The organism is Sulfitobacter sp. TBRI5 (genome assembly GCF_051013555.1).
In the GTDB taxonomy this organism is placed as follows: Bacteria; Pseudomonadota; Alphaproteobacteria; order Rhodobacterales; family Rhodobacteraceae; genus JL08.
On the sequence record NZ_CP112884.1, the window covers coordinates 2,646,879 to 2,665,715 of the forward strand.

General features: G+C 54.0%; 18 protein-coding genes. 9 read left to right on the forward strand and 9 right to left on the reverse strand.

What is annotated here, in order from left to right:
• Window positions 1–40 precede the first annotated feature (40 nt).
• Both OLX72_RS13315 and OLX72_RS13320 read right to left on the reverse strand, forming a co-directional pair.
• Window positions 41–1,333 carry an O-acetylhomoserine aminocarboxypropyltransferase/cysteine synthase family protein gene (locus OLX72_RS13315; protein WP_114870851.1) on the reverse strand — a complete coding sequence of 431 codons (1,293 nt, stop codon included), beginning with the start codon at window positions 1,331–1,333 and terminating at the stop codon, window positions 41–43.
• A 76-nt stretch (window positions 1,334–1,409) separates the two neighbouring features.
• Window positions 1,410–2,414: a hypothetical protein gene (locus OLX72_RS13320; RefSeq protein ID WP_433988872.1), complete on the reverse strand. Its 1,005-nt coding sequence runs from the start codon at window positions 2,412–2,414 to the stop codon at window positions 1,410–1,412.
• A 552-nt stretch (window positions 2,415–2,966) separates the two neighbouring features.
• Here OLX72_RS13320 and OLX72_RS13325 point away from each other — a divergent pair.
• The 3 genes from OLX72_RS13325 to OLX72_RS13335 all read left to right on the forward strand — a co-directional run bounded on the left by OLX72_RS13325 (window position 2,967) and on the right by OLX72_RS13335 (window position 4,939).
• Complete coding sequence (locus OLX72_RS13325; protein WP_433988873.1) at window positions 2,967–3,671, forward strand: IS6 family transposase; 705 nt, start codon at window positions 2,967–2,969, stop codon at window positions 3,669–3,671.
• 270 nt (window positions 3,672–3,941) lie between these two features.
• Complete coding sequence (locus OLX72_RS13330; protein WP_114870822.1) at window positions 3,942–4,262, forward strand: hypothetical protein; 321 nt, start codon at window positions 3,942–3,944, stop codon at window positions 4,260–4,262.
• A 44-nt stretch (window positions 4,263–4,306) separates the two neighbouring features.
• Window positions 4,307–4,939: a hypothetical protein gene (locus OLX72_RS13335; protein ID WP_162798081.1), complete on the forward strand. Its 633-nt coding sequence runs from the start codon at window positions 4,307–4,309 to the stop codon at window positions 4,937–4,939.
• Between the two features lie 306 nt (window positions 4,940–5,245).
• Here the strand turns inward: OLX72_RS13335 and OLX72_RS13340 are convergent, their stop codons facing one another.
• Entirely contained in the window at window positions 5,246–5,557 is a 312-nt protein-coding gene (locus tag OLX72_RS13340) for a bactofilin family protein (RefSeq protein ID WP_114872330.1), read from the reverse strand.
• 236 nt (window positions 5,558–5,793) lie between these two features.
• Window positions 5,794–6,795, reverse strand: a complete 1,002-nt coding sequence (locus tag OLX72_RS13345; protein ID WP_114870820.1) for an AraC family transcriptional regulator — start codon at window positions 6,793–6,795, stop codon at window positions 5,794–5,796.
• Between the two features lie 154 nt (window positions 6,796–6,949).
• Here OLX72_RS13345 and OLX72_RS13350 point away from each other — a divergent pair, with 154 nt between their 5' ends.
• From OLX72_RS13350 to OLX72_RS13360, 3 genes are all read left to right on the forward strand, one after another.
• On the forward strand, window positions 6,950–8,509 hold the full coding sequence (locus OLX72_RS13350; RefSeq protein WP_114870819.1) for an arylsulfatase: 1,560 nt from the start codon (window positions 6,950–6,952) through the stop codon (window positions 8,507–8,509).
• The gene (locus tag OLX72_RS13355) at window positions 8,502–8,816 is read left to right on the forward strand and encodes a hypothetical protein (protein ID WP_162798080.1); all 315 of its coding nucleotides are present in this window, start codon (window positions 8,502–8,504) and stop codon (window positions 8,814–8,816) included. Before OLX72_RS13350 ends, OLX72_RS13355 begins: the two co-directional genes overlap by 8 nt.
• Window positions 8,817–9,141: 325 nt before the next feature.
• A complete protein-coding gene (locus OLX72_RS13360) occupies window positions 9,142–12,513 on the forward strand; it encodes an AAA family ATPase (protein ID WP_433988874.1) in 3,372 nt (1,123 codons plus the stop codon).
• 588 nt (window positions 12,514–13,101) lie between these two features.
• On the opposite strand, the gene OLX72_RS13365 is transcribed toward OLX72_RS13360, so the two are convergent.
• From OLX72_RS13365 to OLX72_RS13385, 5 genes are all read right to left on the reverse strand, one after another.
• On the reverse strand, window positions 13,102–13,488 hold the full coding sequence (locus OLX72_RS13365; RefSeq protein ID WP_433988875.1) for a DUF6481 family protein: 387 nt from the start codon (window positions 13,486–13,488) through the stop codon (window positions 13,102–13,104).
• Between the two features lie 306 nt (window positions 13,489–13,794).
• Window positions 13,795–14,001: a cold-shock protein gene (locus tag OLX72_RS13370; protein ID WP_433988876.1), complete on the reverse strand. Its 207-nt coding sequence runs from the start codon at window positions 13,999–14,001 to the stop codon at window positions 13,795–13,797.
• A gap of 757 nt (window positions 14,002–14,758) precedes the next feature.
• Window positions 14,759–15,754: a fatty acid desaturase gene (locus OLX72_RS13375; protein ID WP_114870815.1), complete on the reverse strand. Its 996-nt coding sequence runs from the start codon at window positions 15,752–15,754 to the stop codon at window positions 14,759–14,761.
• A 459-nt stretch (window positions 15,755–16,213) separates the two neighbouring features.
• Window positions 16,214–16,486, reverse strand: coding sequence for a DUF982 domain-containing protein (locus OLX72_RS13380; protein WP_204326055.1), 273 nt, complete (start codon window positions 16,484–16,486; stop codon window positions 16,214–16,216).
• A gap of 117 nt (window positions 16,487–16,603) precedes the next feature.
• Window positions 16,604–16,810 carry a cold-shock protein gene (locus OLX72_RS13385; RefSeq protein ID WP_114872329.1) on the reverse strand — a complete coding sequence of 69 codons (207 nt, stop codon included), beginning with the start codon at window positions 16,808–16,810 and terminating at the stop codon, window positions 16,604–16,606.
• A 462-nt stretch (window positions 16,811–17,272) separates the two neighbouring features.
• Here OLX72_RS13385 and OLX72_RS13390 point away from each other — a divergent pair, with 462 nt between their 5' ends.
• The 3 genes from OLX72_RS13390 (at window position 17,273) to OLX72_RS13400 (ending at window position 18,774) form a co-directional block, all read left to right on the forward strand.
• Window positions 17,273–17,713 (forward strand): GFA family protein, encoded by a 441-nt coding sequence (locus OLX72_RS13390; protein ID WP_114870814.1) that lies wholly within the window; start codon window positions 17,273–17,275, stop codon window positions 17,711–17,713.
• Between the two features lie 399 nt (window positions 17,714–18,112).
• The gene (locus OLX72_RS13395) at window positions 18,113–18,424 is read left to right on the forward strand and encodes a hypothetical protein (RefSeq protein ID WP_114870813.1); all 312 of its coding nucleotides are present in this window, start codon (window positions 18,113–18,115) and stop codon (window positions 18,422–18,424) included.
• Entirely contained in the window at window positions 18,421–18,774 is a 354-nt protein-coding gene (locus OLX72_RS13400) for a hypothetical protein (protein ID WP_114870812.1), read from the forward strand. Before OLX72_RS13395 ends, OLX72_RS13400 begins: the two co-directional genes overlap by 4 nt.
• Window positions 18,775–18,837: the final 63 nt, after the last annotated feature.

Genomic DNA, 18,837 nt, shown 5'->3' on the forward strand with positions numbered 1-18,837 from the left:
ATTGGCCCGGAGAGCGCAGCGCGCTCTCCGGGCCGGTTTTTCAATGCGATGCTTTGCTTAACGCCTGATTCAGATCTGCGATCAGGTCGTCGGCGTCTTCGATCCCGATGGAAATCCGCACAACATTGGGGCCGGCCCCTGCGGCCTCTTGCTGTTCCGCCGTCAACTGGCGGTGCGTGGTCGAGGCCGAGTGGATGATCAGCGACCGCGTATCGCCCAGATTGGCGACATGGCTGAAAATCTCGAGCGCGTTGACCAGTTTCACACAGGCGTCATAGCCGCCCTTGACCGCAAAGGTGAACAATCCGCCCGCGCCTTTCGGGCATATGGTTTTCACCCGTTTGAAATAGGGCGAGGATTTCAGGCCCGCATAGGTGACAAAATCCACCCGCGGATCGGCTTCAAGCCACGCCGCCACTTTTTCGGCGTTTTCGACATGGCGCTGCATCCGCAAGCTGAGTGTTTCGGTGCCCATCAGCGTGTAATGCGCCGCCTGCGGGTTCATCGTCATGCCCAGATCGCGCAGGCCAATGGCGATGCTGTGAAAGGTAAACGCCAGCGGGCCGAATGTTTCATGGAATTTCAGGCCATGATAGGCGGGTTCGGGTGTGCTGAGCGACGGGAACTTGTCATTGCCGGACCAGTCGAACTTGCCCGAATCCACCACGCAGCCGCCGGTCACCGTACCGTTGCCGGTCAGGTATTTCGTGGTCGAATGGACAACAAGGGTCGCGCCATGTTCGATCGGGCGGCACAGGTAAGGGGTGGCAGACGTGTTATCGACAATCAGCGGAATGCCTGCGCCATCGGCGATCTTTGAAATTGCCGGCAGATCGGTGATGTAACCACCCGGGTTCGCGATCGATTCACAGAAAATCGCGCGTGTATCATCGTCAATCGCAGCCTTGACCGCATCGGTATCATCAAAATCTACAAAGGTGGCAGACCAGCCGAACCGTTTGATGGTCTGGCTGAACTGGGTGACAGTTCCGCCGTAAAGGCGGGTAGAGACAACAACGTTTTTCCCCGGTGACATCAGCGGGAACAGCGCCATCAACTGTGCGGCATGTCCCGAAGAACAGCACACTGCGCCAACGCCGCCCTCCAGTGTGGCAATGCGTTCCTGCAGCACGGCAACTGTCGGGTTGGTCAGGCGCGAATAGATGTATCCGACCTCTTGCAGATTGAACAAGGCCGCCGCGTGTTCTGCATCGCGAAACACATAAGCCGTTGTCTGATAGATCGGTGTCTGACGCGCGCCCGTTGCCGGATCCGGCCGCGCACCAGCGTGAATTTGCAACGTGTCAAAACCGTATTTCGGGCCGTCAGTCATGGGAAATTCTCCGTTGTGAAATGGCGTTGCGATAGCACTATGACATTGGCATTGCCAAAACAACCGCGACGCGCGGCTATCGCATCCAGAACCCTTCGGACTTGATCCTGTTGCGGATCGCCTGTTCACGGCGGGGCAGGTTGTTCCGGTCAAACAGGGCGCGCACCTTCTGGCCGCGTCCCTGATAGACCATGCGTTTGATCGGATCGGATCCTTTCAGGACCTTTTTGATCTTGTTGGGCGCCGATACCGTTTCAAGCACCTGAACCACAGCATCGGATTCGCGGGCATAAAGCATTGGAAACAGGCGGTAATGGCAACTGACCGACCCGTCCAGAAACCCGGCAGGCAAAGCATTACGCCCGCCGCCAAGGGCATGGATCACCAGCGGCAGCGCCACCTGATCCAGCCAGGGATCCAGCGACTGGCAAACCAGTTCGGGCGGTGGATCGTCGCGGATGGCCAAAGCGTAGTCCAGAAATCTCTGCCCAAACAGATGCGGGCACCGGTAGTAGAAATATCCGGCGTTGAAATAAAGGTAGCGTGCCCAGAATTCATCGGGTTGGGACAGGTCCAGCGAACTTTGGATATCAAGGCCGAATTTATCGTAAAGAGATTTCCAGATATCCGTGTATCCGGGGCCGTAAAGCTCGGGTTGCGGCCAGGTTCCGGTGCGGCGCAAGGATGCGGAAGGGCGCGCGAAATCAAACGGCACATCCGAAATTTCGCCGGTGATCAGGGTATCACTGTCAAAAAATACAAAAGGTTCATCTGCGGGCAGGGCGAACAGTGCCTCGATTTTGTTTCCATAGGGATAGGATCCGCCAAAATGGCGGCTTTCGAACGGGATGATTTGTGCGCCAAGCGCGGCAAGACTGTCGCGGACATCGGGTTTGTTGATCCGCGGATCAGACGACCAAAGCGGGCCGGGCTGCGGTTCAGCAACCAGAACGCGACCCTTGAAAGCGGGCGCGCACTGGCGCAGCGACGCGACAAACAACAGCGCCTCGTATTGCAGGCGGCCGGACTGGCCCACAATCACGATATTGAAACTGGCTGATCTTGCGGCTTTTCGTGCCATTCTCTGCTCTGAAACCTTTGGGGTGTCGCGGATAGCATAGGCCGGATTGCAGATCGCCAAAAGGCACTATTTCGCGCAGATTTCAGTTGGGGTTTGCCAACGGTATCGAGAGGAAATGGTGGTGGACGCAGTCCTGACCGAACCAGTCTCGGGCCTGTTTTCCCTGTTTTACAGGGAAATAACAGGGAAAATCTGCAAATTCGGACTGATTTGGTTCGTTTTTGACGATTTTCACCCAGATTCTTGATTTGTTTACAGCGTGTTATGGGGTTTTTCCCTGTTCTCAAATTAGCAGGAAAACTATCCGGATATCAGGGAAAGAAATTGAAAGAACAGGGAAAGGTGGTAGGCGAGCAGGGAAATCAGGGAAGCCAGCATCCCCCCGGATTTTCGATAGCGCCGTCGATCAAGTCTCCCTCACGAAAGGCTGGATAAAAATCGAAGCCGCCATTGGTGCAAATCGCGGCGATTGTCTGGTCCGAGCCCGGATGTATGGGTCCAGTCAGAGCAAAATCGCTTGAGGCGGGCAGGGCGGTTTTGTAGCCTCGTCGGATGACCAATCCTGACCCATTTCGCTATTTTAAAACGAGCCGTGAGATTATCCGCCTGGCGGTAATGTTGTACGTCCGGTTTCCTCTGTCCCTTCGTAACGTGGAGGACCTGCTGCACGAACGCGGCATCGACGTGAGCCACGAGGCCGTTCGATTTTGGTGGCATCGGTTCGGTCCGATGTTTGCTTCTGAGATCCGAAAACGGCGGATCGAGGGTTTGAAATCCAGCCGGTGGCGCTGGCATCTGGACGAGATGTTCGTGAAGATCAACGGTGAGCGACATTATCTTTGGCGGGCCGTCGATCATGAAGGCGAAGTTCTGGAAAGCTTCGTGACAAAGACGCGCGACAAGAAGGCCGCATTGAAATTCTTAAAGAAAGCAATGCGTAAGCATGGTCGTCCAGAAGTCATCGTCACGGATGGGCTGGCCTCGTACGGCGCTGCGCTGAAAGAGATTGGCGTCGCAGACAAGCAGGAAACAGGACGGTGGATGAACAACAGAGCGGAGAATTCCCACCTGCCATTTCGACGACGAGAGCGAGCCATGCTTCGCTTCCGGCGCATGCGAAGTTTGCAGAAATTCGCCGCCGTTCACGCATCCGTTTACAATCACTTTAATCAGGAACGCAGCCTCTCAAGTCGAACGAATTTCAAACTCAACCGCGCCGCCGCTCTGGCTGAGTGGCGCGGTCTCGGTGCGGCATAAGGATCAGCCTTACTGTCCTTGCAGAGACGAGTTCGAATTGGTCTGACAGCACCTTTCTGCCAATTCAGCTGTTGTCCCAGCCATGAGACAGGCAGCGCCAACGAGACCGGTCAGTTCGAGGGTCTGCTTCGTCCCGCTCAGCCGACATCGGTGAAGCCTGCGGCGAACGGCAGCACCGAGCCGAAGCGTTCATCACAAAAGTGTTGCGAAAGAAGTTTTAAGCTGTTCCTAATTCGTGATTAAACAATGGAATGCTACGGAGGAATTTTCATGGGCAAAGGTCTATTAGCCACTTTGACATTTGTTGTCGGATTGGTTGTTGGCGGTATTGGCGGCGGCATGATGGGCGTTGGCAGTGGCGCGGGAATAGGTATTGCAACGGGTCTTTCGGCTGGCGTTTGCGGCATTGCGAACGCTGCGCAGCAAGAGGGGCTTTTGACCGAAGAACAGGTCGATCAAGTCTTCAACCGCGCGGTTAGCAATCTCAGGGAGTTGACACCTGACGCAGAAGGCAGTGGCGAAACGATTGTCGGTGCTGCAAGCGAATGCGACGCAGTACTGCAAAAGCTTCGGGACGCTTCTGCGTCATAACTTTTGTGCCCGAGTACAAGCAGCTCAAGGCAAGGAGATGGGCGATGAAATACATTCGACTGAATTCTGCATTTTTGGCTTTGGCGATTATGGCAACTCCAACCGTGGCCGATATATCCGACGAAGCAAATGCTTGCATCGACGAACTCATCAGCCGCGTCGGGAACGTGGGTGGCGAAGTACTGGGCCAAGAGTTTTCCGAAGCTGCCATTATGGTTCGACTGCGTGATGCCAATGGCGGCGTTTATGAGTGTCTCGTCTGGTCTGGCCCCGAAATCGCGGATTTCCGGCAGGTCAGTGGCGAAGGCACCATGGCCGATGACGGAGGTGGCGCGATGGCGGGCGCTTCTGCTGCTCCAGTCGTATCAGGGTCTCAGCGGGTCCAGTTCGCGGCAGGCACCAGCGGCGCGGCTATGTCCGGCACTCTGAATCCAAATTCATCAGTGAGCTACGTGCTTGGCGCGGCAGACGGCCAGTTCATGCGCATAGACGTTGGTTCCCGTGGCGGCGCGCTGGACTACAAGATTTTTAACCCGGACGGCTCGCTCCTTTTGGACCTGATCTCTTCCGACACCCCTTATCAAGGTCAACTCTGGCAGTCCGGCGACCACGTGGTCGAGATCGTCAATTCCGGGGCGCAACCAGTTACATTCGATATCGGCATCGGCATCGAATAGCCAAATCACGGCCGATTGTTGTAACTTGCATTGGGTGGCTCCTCTCGTAAGGAGTTCATGACAACTGCACGATGGCGTATTGCGACGCCGAATGTTGCAGGAGCCATCCACCCCATCCGCAACTGAGACATTCGTTGTGATTGCAGCGAACGTCCGCTGCCGGTGAAAGCAGTCGTTCAAAAGCAAAATTCGAATTTGCAGCCATGAAGGACTGCTTTGCGCTGCACAGCAGACAGTCACCAAATTTCGGTGAATAACTGCATCGAGCCCAAATCGGCCTCAAATTTTTTGTCATGTAACCCTACATCAAGGGCCTGTTATATTGACTTTGCCAACAAATATACCGCCACCTTCCGTTGTCATAGTTTTCGCGGAGATATCGCCCTTGATCTTTGAAGTGGCGGCGACCCGCAATTCATCACATTTCAGGGTACCCTCATAGCTGCCTTCAATTGAAACTGAGGCAGCGGTGAGATTCCCATCTAATTTTCCGGTCTGATGTAACTCGACCGATGCGGCAGTGACATTACCCAGCACTTTGCCTTTGACTTCGACGCTACCATCCTTTGCTTCTAAATTGCCTTCTATGGTTAGGTCTTCTTCGACTACTGATTTCATAGGTGTGGCTTCCATTTGGCACGGACACGCGACCTTCCTGACAATCATTCCCGCCAAACACAACACTGAAGCTTAAGTTGCCAACTTTCGTAAGCGCCGGTCAGAGGTGACAAAGGCTCACCTAGAAGCAGAAGTTCATCTGGAATTGTCGAATGACTGCACCGAGCCCAAAGGCGACACTGACCTTCAACTTTTGAACTGGAGTGTAAATGAGATTACGGAACATCCATGCACCATTAGACTTTGTAACGATACTCGGTAGGAGAACATCCCATCCGGCTTTTGAAAAACCTCGTGAAGTCGCCAGCATGTGCATACCCCAACTCCATTGCGATCTCGGCTACAGCATTCGTTTTGTCCGCCAGAAGTCTGAGCGCCCAATCCAGTCGAATATCTGACAGAAGTTCCGAATGACTTGTACCAACCTTTGCGAGTAGACGCCGATAACTCCGCTCGCTGATCCCAAATGATCTTGCAACGCGCTCAGACAGATTGTCGGTTGTCGAAGACATAACGAACTGAGACAGACAAGATGAAATGGCCGACCGTATATCTATATGGATGGCTTCAGACATCAGCCCGTTTGATCGGTTCTCCATATGTCCTAGTGTAAAGCCCGAAAAGGCAACATCGACAACATCAAAAGCCATGCCAAACCCTTGCTTTTTCAGGGTTACTGGAATGCCCCGCAATTCTTCCGGTATGTCTGCCTGTGTTGTAATTACTGGAAGATGGAGGGCTCTTGGGTGCACCCGTCGTCCGAGAGCGCGGCGCACACCCAATAACATGATGCTGAGATTGTATTGGATTATCGGCCATTCATCAGACCAATCGGTGGCTGAGGTTGTTCGCTCAATCCACAAAAGTTCGCCTCTTATCTCGCAATAAAACCGCGTTCCAGTTATGTAACGGTTAAACGTGGTCGTCAAAGCCTGCAGCGCTTCTTTACCCGTTGCCCCTACAGGAAGTGGTATTCCGACCACCGAATGGGTTTCCTGCTTTTCAGACATGTCGAGGCTTAGACTTGTGTACAAGAAAGAAGGATCACCTAGCTTTCGATGGACAAGATTGAGAAAGCTCTCAGTTGCATGGAGCGGCACATATCCAGTTGTGTCTTCAATAATCGAACCGGGTAAACCTGCACGTTCCGCTAGTCGCTCAAGTTGCGGCATCGGTATGGCTGCGGCACCAATCATTGGCTTGATCGCATGCGCGGCAACAATGCAAAATTGTGCCATATTTTATTCCTCACTTCCAAACATTCCGCGACCCGATAACGCCTTCTTTGGACGTAATTCCCTGATGCGTGGCCGGAAATGCTAAGGCTATTCTTACCATACGTGCTAATGTGTTTCTCCAAAAATTATTTGGAGAAAAGGGAGCTTGTTACGAATGGGGACATTCTTTCAAAAAATCAGCGGATCAGCGGCAACTGCTGCATTCTGCGCTGGGCTAGCACTGTCCGCCGCTACGGCAGTGGCACAAGACCAAAAACCGATGAACTATTTGGTCATCTGGGGAGACGATGTGGGGTACTGGAATATCAGTGCCTATAATCAAGGAATGATGGGCTACGAGACGCCTAACATTGACCGGATTGCTAATGAAGGGATGCTGTTCACGCACGCTTACGGCGAACAGTCGTGTACTGCTGGCAGAGCCTCCTTTGTTACAGGTCAGTCGGGGTTTCGAACAGGTTTGCTTAAAGTTGGCTTACCGGGGGCAGCGGAGGGGATGTCCGAAAAGGACCCAACTGTTGCGGAGTACATGAAGTCAGTTGGCTACATGACTGCACAATACGGGAAAAATCATCTTGGTGACCGCGACGAACACTTACCGACGAACCATGGCTTTGATGAGTTCTTCGGCAATCTCTATCACCTCAATGCAGAAGAAGAGCCTGAAAGCGTTGACTACCCGCAAGACCCGGAGTTCAGAAAGAACTTTGGTCCGCGTGGCGTTATCCGTGCAAGTGCAGATGGTTCGATCGAAGACACTGGGCCACTGACGCGCAAGCGTATGGAAACGATTGATGAAGAAGTCACGGCGGGTGCCATAGATTTCATGGAGCGTGCGGTAGATCAGGAAAAGCCATTCTTTCTTTGGTACAACACTACCCGGATGCACATTAACACTCGGCTCAAGCCCGAGAGTGAAGGTGTAACTGGCTTAGGTGTTTATCCCGATGGTATGGTTGAACATGACGGCATGGTCGGCGAAATGCTGGACAAGCTTGAAGAGCTTGGCATCGCAGACAATACCGTAGTTATTTACTCTACTGACAACGGAGCGGAAGTCTTTTCATGGCCGGATGGTGGGACCACCCCGTTTAAGGGTGAAAAAAATGATAACTGGGAAGGCGGCTACCGTGTTCCCATGATGATAAAGTGGCCGGGCGTCATCGAACCGGGCCGCAAGTCGAACCAGATCATCAGTCATCTTGACTGGTTTCCGACATTCATGTCGGCACAAGGCGATGAAAACATGAAAGAACGCATGCTGACCGAGGCTCCGTTTGGGGACGCGAACGAGCCCGTTCACCTCGATGGTTATGACTTTATGCCATACTTCAAAGGCGAAGCCGAAGAAGGGCCGCGCAAAGAGTTCTTTTACTTCAATGACGGTGGTGATCTCGTAAACCTGCGATATGGCCGTTGGAAACTTGTGTTCGCTGAACAACGCGCCGAAGGCTTCGAGGTTTGGGAGGAACCCTTTGTTCCACTGCGGGTACCGAAACTGATCGACCTCTATAGCGACCCTTTCGAGCGCGCGCAGGAAGAAGCGGCAGGATACACTATGTGGCGGTTTGAGCGGCTCTATTTGCTTGTTCCGGCGCAAGTATTTGTCGGCAAGTTCCTCGAGACTTTCAAAGACTATCCACCCCGGCAAGCTCCGGCGAGCTTCTCTATTGATCAGGTTCTGTCTTCTCTGCAGCGCAATCAGGGTGGCTGATGCTGATTTCGACTTAGTAAAGAGTGAGACAAGTTTTGGGGCGCCCGCATCTGGCGCCCCTTATTGGCAGAAACCACAAGACGACTTAGGCGCATGTGAAATTGGTCATTTTACCATAAAAAGTAATCTGGCGAAAAAGCTCAATGTCCGTTCAGTCCGCAAGGCGGTCATTAATACAGAGTGCAGCGAACGTCTGGTGCCGGTAAAAGCAGCCATTCGGAACAAAAGTTTCGAATTTTCAGTCGCTAACGGCGGCTTGACGCGACACAGCAGACACTCGCCAAAAAACTGTGAACTTCCGCTTTGAGCCCAAACCAGCCGTGTCGCAATGGATTTATTTGGCACTTGCAGCACGACTCAGAATTTCACAACCGGACCAGACGTGCCCGTCACTGATATCCTGCATTTTTGCTTTGCGATTTCGCATTGCGGACGTTCGCTGCGGGGTCTTTCCGGCCGTCAAAGGGTAACCCAAGTGGCTAGAGCCGCCGAGATCAGGTCGCCAACGACAGGCAAGTTTGTCCCCAAACAGCGTGTTAAAGTCTAAAGTAATGGCATGACATAGTCGAAGATCAGGCTAAGCTCTCCTTTGTAATTACGGATTGCTGAAATCCGTGGATGTGGGGGAAGACGTGCAAGACGTTCAAAGCTGGCTCGCTGAACTTGGCTTACAAAAATACACTTTGGCTTTTGTTGAAGCCGAGATTGAGCTCGCTGACCTTGCCTATCTTTCTGAAGATGACTTGAAAGAAATGGGGTTACCAATTGGGCCTCGACGTCGCGTCAACGAGGCGATCAGAAAATTCACCGACAAAACCGAAGCAGATACCCCGGCATTGCAAAACCAATCAATAGGAGACGCGGTTTCTGACACGTCTTCCAACCTCACATCCAACCCGAGCGCCGACGCGGAACGCCGCCATCTAACGGTGATGTTCGTTGATCTTGTCGGCTCGACCGAGATGGCGACGCGCATTGACGCTGAGGACATGCGTACCGTCATCACTGGGTATCAGAACACGGTGGCCGGTGTTGTTGGCCGCTATGAAGGTTTCGTGGCCAAGTTCATGGGCGACGGCGTGATGTGTTACTTTGGCTGGCCGCGCGCGGGTGAAGATGATGCGGAACGTGCCGTGCGCGCGGGTCTGGCGATTATCGACAGTATTAGGACAATAAATGCTCCCGATGGCACAGCCCTTGCAACCCGGATCGGGGTCGCCACGGGTGTTGTCATCGTTGGAGACCTGATCGGCAGCGGTGCGACTCAGGAAGCTGCTGTGGTTGGAGAGACCCCCAACCTGGCCGCGCGGCTGCAAGGCGTTGCAGGGCCGAACCAGCTTGTTCTGCCCAGCGAAACACGCCGTCTGCTGGGCAGCACGTACAAGCTGGCGTCACTCGGCGCACAAGATTTGAAGGGCGTGGGTGCGCCGGTCGAAGCCTTCGTCGTTGACGGCGAGGCAGTGCAAGAAAGCCGCTTTGCCGCACGCCAGTCTGGCACTCTGACCCCCATCGTCGGACGCGACCGCGAGATCGAACTGATGCTGGAGCGTTGGGCTTTGGCCCGCTCGGGACAGGGCCAGATGGTGATCGTCAGCGGCGAGGCCGGTATTGGCAAGTCTCGTATCACAAGAGCGGTCATCGACGAGGTTGCAAAGGATGATCACATCCGCATCACTTATCAATGCTCGCCCTATCACGCGGATTCCGCGTTCTATCCAGTCATTCAGCAATTGTCGTTTGCCGCCGGGTTCGCACCATCAGACGGGCCGGATGCCCGGCTGGACAAGTTGGAGGCGCTGCTTGGAAAGGACCCCGACACGCTGAAGCTGATCACGCCGATGATGGGTCTGGACGGAACGGCTCGGTACGGTGCGCTTGATCTGACACCAGCCCAGCAACGGGCGCATACCATGAAGATACTGGCCAAGCTGCTGGTTGAGCAAAGCCAGGACAAGCCGGTGCTGTTGGTCTACGAAGACTTGCACTGGATTGACCCAACTTCGTTGGAGTTGCTGGACCTGCTTCTGGATACTGTTGCGGATCAAAACATCATGATCCTTGCCACGGCGCGTCCCAGCTTTGAGTATGGCTTTGGCGGGCATCCCATCGTGACGAAGTTCGCGCTGAACCGGCTGGGCAAGGATCAGATCGGAGACATCGTCGCCAAGTTGACTGGCGGCAAGGCGCTGCCAGACGAGATCATGGCAATTATCGCGGAGCGCACGGATGGCGTGCCACTGTTTGTTGAGGAACTGACCAAGACCATCCTTGAATCCGGCGCGCTGAAAGAAGACGGCGTCCGGCTGGTTCTGAATGGACCGCTGAGCACCATCGCCATCCCCACCACGCTGCATGACAGCTTGATGGCGCGACTGGACCGGTTGCAACCAATCAAGGAAGTGGCGCAGACGGCCGCCTGTATCGGGCGGGAGTTCAGCCATGGTTTACTGGCGGAGATATCCCTTTTGCCCAAAGCTGAACTGACTGCCGCACTGGACGGCCTGATCGCAGCCGAACTGATCTACCGCAGGGGCCTGCCTCCCGAAGCAACCTATCTCTTCAAACACGCATTGGTGCGCGACGCGGCCTATGAGAGCCAGCTGAAAGAGAAACGCCGCGCCATCCATGCGCGTATCCTGACGGCGTTGGAGACAGACCCCGAAATAGCACCTGAAGTCCTTGCCGTACACGCCGAGGCGGCCGGACTTACTGACCGCGCAATAGACCTGTGGGAAGCCGCCAGTAAAGCGGCCACCGCACGACCAGCGTTTGACGAGGCGATCTCGCATTTGGCGCAAGCCATCGAGCTTATTGAACCAAAGGTGGACGCAGGGGATGGTTCAGCAACTGAACGAGCCCTTTCTTTGCAAATTCAGCTTGGTATGACTTTGCTCGTTCGTCGTGGATACGGTGCCAGTGACACTATTGACGCCTTCGAAAATGCTCTCACACTAGCCGACATAGTCGGTGAAACCCCTATGCGTTATTCGGTTCTCTACGGATTGTGGATCGGCAAGGCGATCAGGGGAGAGTTTTCAGAAGCTTGGCAGCGAGCAGAAGCTCTCGTCGAGACCACGGCCGGTTCGTCAGAGATTGTGCCCTTGGTTGTGGCCAACCGGGTCGCCGCCGCCACGCGAATGTTCATGGGTGACCTGGCTGGGGCAGAAAAGTACCTCAACGTTGCATTTAAGAATTACGACCCCGTCGAACACGGCGGTTTGGCCAACCGCTTTGGGCAGGATGTTGGCGTTTCACTTTACACATTTGCGGCAACTCGTAGCTTGCTTCTAGGTAAAACCCGCCAAGGCTGGAAGTATTCAGACGAAGCCGATCGGATAGCCAGATCGACCGGGCACATTCAAACCATTTGTTACATGCTGGTTATCCGGGCGATGTTCGCCTTAGATGCAGAAGACTATGCCGTGGTTGAGCGTTGTGTGACCGAGGTCATACCGATCTCTCACGAGCACAATCTGCCGGTGTGGTATGAATTTGCAGTCGCTATTCGTGAAATTCTGGCGGCGAAAAGCGGAGACAGGGCTTGCGTGCAAAAGTATCTGAAAGCAGATGCTGCGATTGCCGCTTTGGACACGAAAATGTTCATTCCTCAGGTTCGCATCGGGATGGCACGAAGCGCGTTGGCGTTGGGACTTCGCCTTGAGGCCGCCAAACTGGCTGCTTTAGCGCAGGAAATGATGGACCAGACTGGCGAGACCTATTCCCTTTCGGACTTGAAGCGGGTGCAGGCGCGTATCGCCATGGCCGATGGTGACAGCGAAGTGGCTGAAAGCTTCTTGGGCAAGGCTCTCGACGTCGCCCGTCAACAGGGTGCAAAGCTATATGAACTGCGTGCGGCCATCGATCTGGCGCGCCTTATGCAGGAACAGGATCGACGGGACGAAGCCATTGCAATTCTCGAACCTATTCACCAAAGCATCGCTGATGGCGACTGCCCCGAAGATCAGAAGATGGCTCGAGAACTGCTCGCTGAGTTGACGGCGTAATTTTGCTGCCAACGGATTACATTCGCGCCTCGTTTCTGCGGATGCGGCCAACAACGGGACTAGCCGAAAGTCCGCATTGCCGATTTTGAGTTATTCATATTTTCTTAAATCAATGCGCCGGTTTACACCCTCACCATCAATAAAAGCGCTTTAGAAAGCCAAGATTATGCAGGTGCAGCGAATTCACACTTTGTCCGCTCAGCCGACATCGGTGCAGTCTGCGGTGAATGACTGCATCGAGCCCAATGCAGACTCGAACAGTCGCAATTCGACCGTCTGGCATGCGCCACAGATTGGTCATTTCATCGATTCCCGGCGGCACAGCGTGTGCTGAGTTAATCCAATAGATGTTTCCGGACCTTGTGGTTAGAAAGAAGCCCGCGGCATCAGTCACATCCCAACCGTCTGCCAAAGCCTTTGATGCCAAGTCATGCACCAATCCAGTTGTTCCTGATCGAAGCGGCCTCGGCAATTGCAAGCTGGCAGCGCCAATGAAGGAAGCAGCCTTCGGACAAACAGACCGGAAATTGCGGTAGCGAGGTTAAAGAAAACGAATTGTTTCGCCCACGAGTGGCTTTTTTGGTTCAATCAGCGCTTTCGGTTTTGTCTCGCAGCATAGCGTTGGTCACGTTCTGCCTTGCGCTCTGCTTCGCGCGATGTATTTTGCGCAATGACTTGATCGGAAACCTCAGCGCGTTCTGCCTCAAGCGCCGCCTCTCGCACCGCGGCGTCCTCTTCGCTTTTTCTTGTATCCTCAGCTTGCTGACGCGCGAGGTCCTCTTGTTCTTTGAGCCTGTTTGCAGCCTTAACCTGTCTCTTCGCTTCGCGGACCGCGGCGGCCTCATTTCTGTTAGCGAGCTTTACCAGCATTTCCGGGCTGTTTGCGGAAGCTTTGAAACGCTTCAGCCTGTTCTGCTTGGCTTCAGATGCATTCTTGAGGCGCCCATCAAAGCGATCTCGATCGGAGTTTTTCATTTTGTTCTAGCTCACACTTTTGTGGTTCAGGGGTTAAGGGGATTACACGCTATATCGATAGAAAATCATGCGTGTATCCTTTTTGGAAACCGAAAAAAGAAACCTGCTAACTCGCCTGACTATTTGTTGCAAAGGGTTGAGAATGCTTTGTTTGCAATGGCTAGGCGTGACGGCGCATGTATTGAAAACGATTTGCATATAACGTTGCGTATGAATAGCAAAACCCTTGAAGGGAAAGTAGAATGGGCGCATCGTTTCCGACGCGCCCAAATTCCATTTCAGCCTATACCTTCAAAGGTAAAATGCTTAAGCCAGAGCCAAATTGGTCGCGCTTTCGCGACCGTCGCGACCGGCCTCAATATCGAATGTGACCTTCTGGTCATCATTCAGCGAAGTCAGGCCTGCGCGCTCAAGCGTTGAGATATGTACAAACACATCCTTGCTTCCGCCCTCAGGGGCGATAAAACCAAAACCTTTAGTAGAGTTGAACCATTTTACGGTGCCATTCGCCATCGTAAGTCTCCTTAATAATGCCACCCGCGGAATGCGGTAGCTCGGCTAGTCAGTGCAAGATCGTATCACTGAGCCGTAAGGAGCAGAAAAGTCGATAGAGGTAACGTAACTCATATTCGCTAGTCTCCTTTGTTCAACTAAGCAAGTTCTATTTACTGGTCGTTGGTCGAAAGCGGTTTTGTCGCATAACACAACTCTAAGACCTGATCAGTTTCATCCGCAGGTGCAGCGCGCTTTTGACGGCGTCCCTTACTTAAGCTGAAAATATCGGCGTCATGAATTGGAAAGCGGCCATTGCTTGCGCAAGAACCTTCAGCGGCAAAGTCCCGCTCAGCCGACAACGGTGCAGTCTGCGGCGAATGGCCGCCAAGAGCCCATCCTGTGAGTTCGTGTTGCTCGCTGCGCGCGCTCACAGCATGGGAAATGCGGCACCAGCATGATTGAGTCCGCTGCTATGCGGTGGAGAAACCGGCCGTTCATGCTGGTCGCAGCGAGAACTTAAGCCCCAACTGATGAGAAGCGGACTTGTGGGCTACCCTATCGGGTTGCGCAAATCGTCCATAACCTCTGCCGTGAACGACGCAGCAATACTCGGCCATGATAGCGGCAGTATTGTGCTGTCGCGGGCGGTGTAAAAGTCGGCCACATTTGCCCTTTCTTTTGATGGGAGGGCTTGGGAGCATTCACACTGGAATTGTAGTTGAAGGCCCGTCACGCTCACATTGAGGAAGGTTAGCCGGCGATCCTGCGCACATCTTTACGTCGCAAGCGCCCGCGCATCCGAAAATGACAATAGTTTGCGACTGTTCTCGTCCCAGAGGTGAAGCCGCGCACAGCGGAAACTCTCCCAAAGCGTAAGGCGCCGGGACTGCGCAAGGATATCGTGGTCTCGGACGACCTCGCCCAAGCGATAGAAGGGAATGCGGCTGGCTAGGTGATGCACATGGTGAACACCGATGTTCGCGGTTATCCAACGCAGAATACCAGGCAGATCGTAGTGCGAACTTCCGTTGAAGGCGGCATCGTGCACGTTCCAGTCTCCCTCATGGTCCCAGAAGGTGTCTTCGAACTGGTGCTGGACGTAGAAGAGCCACATCCCCGTACTTGCGGCCAAAAGCATGGTCGGCAGGAACACGAACAACAGCACGTCCCAACCGCCCAGCCAACCGATTGTTGCAAGCGCGGCTCCGATAACGACGTTGGTTGCCAGAGCGCTGAACCAATACCGCCATCCTGATCGCATCAAACCGACAGGAAGCCGGTTCTGCAGAAAAAACGTGTAGAATGGGATGACACCGAACAAGAATAGCGGATTGCGGACCAAGCGATACGACGCCCTGCCGACCCAATTCTTTTCCCGATACTCCCGGACTGTCAGTGTGGGTAAGTCGCCGACGCCTCGCTTGTCGAGATTGCCGGTCGTCGCATGGTGAATTGAGTGGGTTTTGCGCCATATGTCATATGGCGTCAGCGTTAAAACCCCTATAAACCGACCCATCCAATCGCCTACCCGGCGGTTTTTGAAGAACGCGCCGTGACCACAATCGTGCTGGATCATGAATAAGCGGACCAGGAACGCCGCATTGGCAATCGCCAGCGCCATTGCCAGCCAAGGGCTGATCGACAGCACCCACCAGGCCAGAGCCCAAATCGCCACAAAAGGCGCAAGGGTCACGATCAGTTCGAAGATACTGCGGGAGAGGATAGGTTCGCGATATTTGGCGAGGACCCGGGTCCATTCGGAGGGTTGCATTCTGGTACCTTTCGTATGTCGGGCCTGAAACTGCCCTCGTGTTCTGGGCAATCTGATGCGTTCCGGACCAGGCGCGTTTCAGCTCTTTCTGGCAGCCTTGGCCGGGGGCTTTTTGCGGGCTGTACCGGACTTTGCCATTGGCGTTGGCGTCTCGGCTAGCGCGTTAGCCTCTCTCGAGGCGAGCCTTGCGAAGACGATCTGTCTTGATTCTGCGTTTTTCCGTTTCTTCGTCAAGGATTTCGGTTACTGCGCGCGTAGTTTTGTCCATCAGCGTTTCCGCGCGTGGTTTGGTGCTTTTCAACAATGTGGTGTTTGTAAGACTAGTGATCTGGTGGTCTCCTTGTTGAGCTTATCACTGGGGCCGCGACACGGTCCGCCAGGCTTTGGATGGGCTGATATTTCCGACGTCCTGAGTCTGAATGGTGATCCACGAGTGACGCAGGCGTTGCGCCGCAATGATCAAAGAATGGGTGTTGTTCCGGTGTTCGCATGGTCCAGCTTGAAGCCAGCAGTGTTCGCTGCCGCAAGGAAAGCTTTGCGGGCCGAGCCAACCGTACCCATACAATGCATCGCCGCATCAATCCGACCAACCGCAACGTCTCGGTAGCGATCGGCAACCGGCCACTTTTTCCGAAGCCAGTGTGAGGCCTGTTCTATGGTGGTGAATTTCTTGGTGCCGCCTTCTGGCGACAGAACTAATGTTATGGGGGTTCCCCAGTTAATTTCTATCAAGTTTTTGTTCCATTAAAATCGCGATGGCCATCTCTGAAAACCAAAGGGCCATATCAAGTAAGGAGGCGGGAACAGCCCAAAGGTCATTCCCCTCTTACAATTCAGTTCAACGCCGACTTACGCCAGTGCGAGATTGGTTGCAGCTTCGCGGCCGTCCCGGCCTTCTTCGATGTCGAAGGCCACAGTCTGCCCATCGTCCAGCTGATTAATCCCTGCCCGTTCAAGGGCGGAAATGTGACCCAAAATATCCTTCGGTCCATGCTCAGGGGCGATGAAACCGAAACCTTTTTGAGTGTTGAACCATTTCACGGTGCCGTTGGCCATCGTGATGTCTCCTAGAATAATTGCCATCCACATCACGCGATAGCCCGGCTCAGTGTCGTCGTTGGATCAACTGAGGCCGCTAGAAAACAGAAGGTCGTAAAAAGATACATCGCAAAGTTTATGTGGGTACATGTCCTCTTCATTGCAAGTGCTAAGGACGCAGAACAGGGAATGTGACAAGGTCGAACGACGAGTTTCGGGAAGAATTTACCGCGTCGCCGAACATCCCATGCCGCGGGTGCAAAGGTTTTACGCAGTCGCATCTGCTGCAACTGCAAAAGGCCGGTTTGTGGTGTGGGCATTCGTGCGGAATGCGGCTCTGACCGGTCAGAGCCCTTTTGCGACATTTGGCTCGATCACAACATTCGATACCGACGAGAAATTCGCGACTCGCCGGACGCTGTGCTATGCTCGTGACGCAAGGTGCCGGATTGATTGGTGCCGAAAGAAAGGGAGGATTAAATGGCCAGTCAATATCAGGGTGGATGCGACCACGTGCGTGTAACCGCCTCCGGCGAACCGATCGACAACCATGAATGCCACTGCGATGTTTGCAAATCGGTGACCGGCCAGCAGCACACACATGTGGCTTTCTTCAACTGGGGTGATTTAACAGCCGATCATCCCGAGAAGATGGCTAGACAACCGTTCAACAAGGACAACCCAGACGGTCCGCTGGAGCTTTGCACCTGCTCTGAATGCGAGGCAGCTCTCATGCTGGACGATAAGGAGAAGCGCATCCGGGTCGCTGTGCCAAACGTCATGGGCTACGACGATGCGGCGTTTCCTGATGCAACCTATCACGCGTTCTGGGACGAGAGCAAAGGCTACCCGAAACCATCGGATGCTCGCCCGGTCTACGAGGCACTGCAACCCAGCTTTGCCTGGCCAGCCGGGGCCTAGTAGCCTGCCCGAGTGAGTGCCTGGCTCCGCTGAGCGGCCGTCCGACAACATCGACCGGAGATGGCAGCAATGAGCCCTCTGTTCCAATCTTCTGTGATGCAGCGAAAGTCAGCTTCTGAGCGGATGAGCCGAAAAATGACATGGCTGGAGAAGGTCTTCCGATGCACACGATGGAGTCCTGCAAACCTTGACCTCTCTAGGCGCATGGGTTGTCTCAGAATTGGAGCCAATGTCACCAACGTTGTATTTCTGACGCCCAGAGACTATATGAAGAATACGAAAATTGCGGTTCTCTGCGGCGTCGGCGCATCAGTCTGCGAAAGCGGACCACAATCCTTAATCATGAAAATTCAACTGTCACGTCCTGTCGCAAGGGTCTGATGTTTGGGAAGGTTGCCGATGTCATCGCGCTCGACCACGTCAATTGTGACATTTCTTCATCCGTTTGTGGTCGCGGGATACGCCGATGAACTGCCCGCGGGTGAATACGAAGTGTTGGCAGACGACGAAGTCATCCTGAGCCACAGCTTTGCGGCATACAGACGGACGGCGACGTTTCTATTGATTAATTGGCACACAGGAAAATCAGAGGTGCGCTTAGTGGACCACCGAGACCTGGAGTTGGCTCTGGAGCAGGATCAGGCCAACGCAAATACGAACGCAATCAAAAATAGTGCGGCGGCGCTTTCTCCGTCAGAGGATCGAAAATGAAATTTCCCGAATGGACGAAACCCGGTGTTTACGGTGCCTTGGTTGGCGCAGTTGTTGTATCTATTCTTGGCTTCACCTGGGGTGGCTGGTCAACAGCAGGCAGCGCGGACAAGAGGGCAAATAGCTTCGCGTCAGAGCAAGTCACATTGGCCATGGTGCCGGTTTGTCTAGACCTTTCGCAAGCTGATGCAGAACGCATCGAAAAACTGGCGACACTTCAACAAACCTCAAGCTTTCAGCAGCGCAATGCGATGATGGAAACAGGCTGGGCCACACTGCCCGGCACTGACGTTCCAAGCCGGGATCTGGCAGACGCCTGTCTTGAGGAGCTTGCTTTAGATGGGTCGTAAATTAGGAACAACGGAAACGCGATCTCCGCGCTCTGCCGCAGTTCATATACTAGCAGACAGACC